Genomic DNA, 4,253 nt, shown 5'->3' on the forward strand with positions numbered 1-4,253 from the left:
TGGTTGTGGTCTCCTATTCACGGTTGCTGAAGATTGAGGTCAGCGAAAACGCTGTTCGGGACGACGCAGTGCCGGGTGTGTTTTTCAGCTCGATGATTCGCAGCGCCTGGGTCGACAGCTACCTGCAAACCCAGGAACTGGTTGGGGCGCACCGGAACCAGGGCATTTCAGAGGCCGATAAACAGGACTACAAGTCTTTCGAAGCTCGCCTTGAGCAGCATATGGCCAGCTACGCGAATACGATCAATATCGATCAGGATCGAAGTGAGTTCGATGCCTTCGAAAAACTCCACCAGGCCTACAACAAGATTCTTGCCCAGGTCCTGGACGCGCATCAGGCCAACAACGCCGTTGAAGCGCAAAAGCTGTTCGACGAGCAATTGACGCCGGCCTGGACCGCAGGCCGCATGAAGCTCAATGACATTATCAATGAGAACAAGCAGGTCGCGGATAACGCTACGGCGGCCATTGATGACGCCGTCACTGCCGCCAAAGTCAGCATGTTCGTGTCGTTGGCCGTGGCCATTCTCGCTGCCGGCCTGTGCGGCCTGCTGCTGATGCGCGCGATCATGGCGCCGATGCAGCGTATCGTCGATATCCTCGAGACCATGCGCACCGGCGACCTGAGCAAGCGCCTGAACCTGGAGCGCAAGGACGAATTCGGTGCCGTTGAAACCGGCTTCAACGACATGATGGTCGAGCTGACGGCCCTGGTGTCCCAGGCCCAGCGCTCGTCGGTGCAGGTGACGACCTCGGTGACCGAGATCGCGGCGACCTCCAAGCAGCAGCAGGCGACCGCGACTGAAACGGCCGCCACTACCACCGAAATCGGCGCTACTTCCCGCGAGATCGCTGCAACTTCCAAGGACTTGGTCCGTACCATGACCGAAGTGTCCACCGCCGCCGACCAGGCTTCGGTCGCGGCCGGTTCCGGTCAGCAAGGGCTGGCGCGTATGGAAGAAACCATGCATTCGGTGATGGGCGCGGCTGACCTGGTCAATGCCAAGTTGGCGATCCTCAACGAGAAGGCCGGCAACATCAACCAGGTGGTCGTGACCATCGTCAAGGTTGCCGACCAGACCAACCTGTTGTCCCTCAACGCTGCCATCGAAGCCGAGAAAGCCGGTGAATATGGACGCGGTTTTGCCGTGGTCGCCACCGAAGTGCGTCGCTTGGCCGACCAGACCGCCGTGGCCACCTATGACATCGAGCAGATGGTGCGCGAGATCCAGTCAGCGGTGTCGGCGGGCGTGATGGGCATGGACAAGTTCTCCGAAGAAGTGCGCCGTGGCATGTTCGAAGTGCAACAAGTCGGTGAGCAGTTGTCGCAGATCATCCATCAGGTACAGGCCCTGGCGCCGCGGGTGCTGATGGTCAACGAAGGCATGCAGGCCCAGGCCACCGGCGCCGAGCAGATCAACCATGCATTGGTGCAGTTGGGCGATGCCAGCAGCCAGACCGTGGAATCCCTGCGCCAGGCCAGCTTTGCCATTGATGAACTGAGCCAGGTTGCGGTCGGTCTGCGCAGCGGCGTATCGCGTTTCAAAGTCTGATGAGCGACCTCGCGGCTAAACGCGGCGCCGTCCCGGCAGCGAAAAAGGCGTTGTTCCTGGTGTTTCACATCGGCGGCGAACGTTATGCCCTCAAGGCCACGGAAGTGGCTGAGGTGCTGCCGCGCCTGCCACTCAAGCCCATCGCGCATGCGCCGGTCTGGGTCGCTGGAATATTTGCTCACCGTGGGGCGCTGGTGCCGGTGATCGACCTCAGTGCATTGACTTTCGGCGTAGCCGCCCAGGCGCGTACCAGTACGCGCCTGGTATTGGTCAGCTACCAGCCGCAACCCTGGATCGAGGCGCGTTGGCTGGGGCTGATCCTGGAGCAAGCCACCGATACCCTGCGTTGCGACCCTGCTGAGTTCCAGCCTTACGGTCTCGACAATCGCCAGGCACCTTATTTGGGGCCCGTGCGTGAAGATGCCCAAGGCTTGATGCAATGGATTGGCGTGGCCGACCTGTTGACCGATGAAGTCCGCGCCTTGCTGTTTTCTGCCGAGCTGAGCCTATGAGCAGCGATCTACGTTTCTTTACCTTCTTGAAAGAACGCATTGGCCTGGACGTCGCCTCGGTGGGCGAGGCGATTATCGAGCGCGCCGTGCGCCAGCGCAGCCAGGCCGTGCAGGCAGCGACGCTGGAGCATTATTGGCAACAGCTGCAAAGCTCCCATGACGAGCAGCAAGCGCTGATCGAAGCAGTGATCGTCCCCGAAACCTGGTTTTTCCGGTATCCCGAATCGTTTGCCACCCTGGCCCGATTGGCCAAGGCACGCCTGGCCGAAATCAACCAGCTGCGCGCGTTGCGTATTCTCAGCCTGCCGTGTTCTACCGGCGAGGAACCCTATTCGATTGCCATGGCCTTGCTCGATGCCGGCTTGGCACCGCACCAGTTCAAGGTGCAGGGGATGGATGTCAGCCCGTTATCGGTAGAGCGGGCCCGGCGTGGGGTGTATGGCAAGAATTCCTTTCGCGGCAGTGATATCGAGTTTCGCGAGCGCCACTTCGCGGAAGGGCCAGACGGTTATCGCATTGCCGACCGCGTTCGTGAGCAAGTGCGGCTGCAAGTCGGCAATCTGCTCGATCCGGCATTGCTCGCCAATGAGCCAACCTACGATTTCGTGTTCTGCCGCAACTTGCTGATCTACTTCGATCAGCCGACCCAGAAACAAGTGTTCGATGTGCTCAAAGCGCTCACCCACGTAGACGGCGTGTTGTTTATCGGCCCAGCCGAAGGCAGCTTGCTGGGGCGCCACGGCATGCGTTCGATAGGCGTGCCGCAATCCTTTGCATTCAGCCGACACGTGGAACCGGTCAAGCCGGAGCCCGTGTTTGTGCCAATGCCGGCACCCGTGCCGCAACGCAGCGCCGCACCGATTCCACCCAAGCCGCGCCCGTTCAGCAGCGTCACCGCCCAGGTGCTGCCGATCAAGGCGCCGCAGACGGATGCTGGTGATTTGCTCAGCCGGATCGCCACCCTGGCCAACGAGGGTAAAAGCATCGAGGCCCGTGCTGCCTGTGAGCAGTATTTGAGCAACCACCCACCGGCCGCCCAAGTGTTTTACTGGCTGGGGCTGCTCAGTGATGTGGCCGGCAGCGCCCTGGAAGCCCAGGGCTATTATCGAAAAGCCTTGTACCTGGAACCGCAGCATCCGCAGGCCCTGATGCACCTGGCCGTGTTGCTTGAGTCCCAGGGCGACAGTGCGGGGGCGCGCCGTTTGCAGGCGCGGGCCGCCCGTAGCGAGCGAGCTGACAGTGAGTCCAAACGATGAGTAGTCCTGACGTGCTCGACACCGCCGGCCTGGACCTGACCCTGACCGATACCCAAGCCATCGACGACTGCTGGAACCGTATCGGCATCCATGGTGACAAGTCCTGCCCCTTGCTGGCCGAACATATTCACTGTCGCAATTGCTCGGTGTATTCCGCTGCCGCCACGCGACTGCTCGACCGCTATGCCTTGCAGCAGGATGAGCGTCATGCCGTGGCCGCTGTTGCCGTCGATGAGCAGGTGGTTAGCCGTTCCCTGCTGATGTTCCGCCTCGGCGAAGAATGGCTGGGCATCGCCACCCGTTGTCTGGTGGAAGTGGCGCCGCTGCAACCGATTCATTCCCTGCCGCACCAGCGTTCACGGGCGTTGCTCGGCGTGGCCAACGTGCGTGGCGCGCTGGTGGCGTGCCTGTCGTTGGTGGAACTGCTCGGCCTGGACGCCACCCATAACGGCGCGTCGGGCGGGCGCAGCATGCCGCGCATGTTGATCATCGCCGCACAAGACGGTCCGGTGGTGGTGCCGGTAGATGAAGTCGACGGCATCCATGCCATCGATGAGCGCACCCTGCAGGCGGCGTCGGTCTCCGGCACCCAGGCCAGTGCGCGATTCACCCAAGGCGTGCTGCAGTGGAAAGGCCGCAGCTTGCGCTGGCTGGACGAGGCGCAATTGCTGTCCGCCGTGACCCGGAGCCTCACATGACCCCCGACCAGATGCGCGATGCCTCGCTGCTGGAACTGTTCAGCCTGGAAGCCGATGCACAGACTCAGGTATTGAGCGCGGGCCTGCTGGCCCTGGAGCGCAACCCGACCCAGGCCGACCAACTGGAAGCCTGTATGCGCGCCGCCCACTCGCTCAAGGGCGCGGCGCGCATTGTCGGGGTGGATGCCGGGGTCAGCGTGGCCCACGTCATGGAGGATTGCCTGGTCAGCGCCC

Annotated in this window: 5 protein-coding genes; all 5 read left to right on the plus strand. The window is 62.1% G+C overall.

From position 1 onward, the window contains the following. Nucleotides 1–5 precede the first annotated feature (5 nt). The gene (locus ACRESD_RS04350; protein WP_431749799.1) at nucleotides 6–1,553 is read left to right on the plus strand and encodes a methyl-accepting chemotaxis protein; all 1,548 of its coding nucleotides are present in this window, start codon (nucleotides 6–8) and stop codon (nucleotides 1,551–1,553) included. Next, nucleotides 1,553–2,065 (plus strand): chemotaxis protein CheW, encoded by a 513-nt coding sequence (locus tag ACRESD_RS04355; protein WP_431749795.1) that lies wholly within the window; start codon nucleotides 1,553–1,555, stop codon nucleotides 2,063–2,065. The genes ACRESD_RS04350 and ACRESD_RS04355 overlap by 1 nt, the downstream gene beginning before the upstream one ends. Then, on the plus strand, nucleotides 2,062–3,321 hold the full coding sequence (locus ACRESD_RS04360) for a CheR family methyltransferase (RefSeq protein WP_431749796.1): 1,260 nt from the start codon (nucleotides 2,062–2,064) through the stop codon (nucleotides 3,319–3,321). The genes ACRESD_RS04355 and ACRESD_RS04360 overlap by 4 nt, the downstream gene beginning before the upstream one ends. Next, nucleotides 3,318–4,019 (plus strand): chemotaxis protein CheW, encoded by a 702-nt coding sequence (locus ACRESD_RS04365; RefSeq protein ID WP_431749797.1) that lies wholly within the window; start codon nucleotides 3,318–3,320, stop codon nucleotides 4,017–4,019. Before ACRESD_RS04360 ends, ACRESD_RS04365 begins: the two co-directional genes overlap by 4 nt. Then, the coding region (locus ACRESD_RS04370; protein WP_431749798.1) for an Hpt domain-containing protein at nucleotides 4,016–4,253 on the plus strand (238 nt) is incomplete at its 3' end. The genes ACRESD_RS04365 and ACRESD_RS04370, both read left to right, overlap by 4 nt.

The sequence above is a fragment of the Pseudomonas sp. genome (genome assembly GCF_050739995.1).
Classification (GTDB): Bacteria; Pseudomonadota; Gammaproteobacteria; order Pseudomonadales; family Pseudomonadaceae; genus Aquipseudomonas.

Excerpts from the sequence above, each read along its gene's own strand:
- ACRESD_RS04355 (WP_431749795.1), top strand. The coding sequence starts at position 1,553 with ATGAGCGACCTCGCGGCTAAACGCGGCGCCGTCCCGGCAGCGAAAAAG.
- ACRESD_RS04360 (WP_431749796.1), top strand. The coding sequence starts at position 2,062 with ATGAGCAGCGATCTACGTTTCTTTACCTTCTTGAAAGAACGCATTGGC.
- ACRESD_RS04365 (WP_431749797.1), top strand. The coding sequence starts at position 3,318 with ATGAGTAGTCCTGACGTGCTCGACACCGCCGGCCTGGACCTGACCCTG.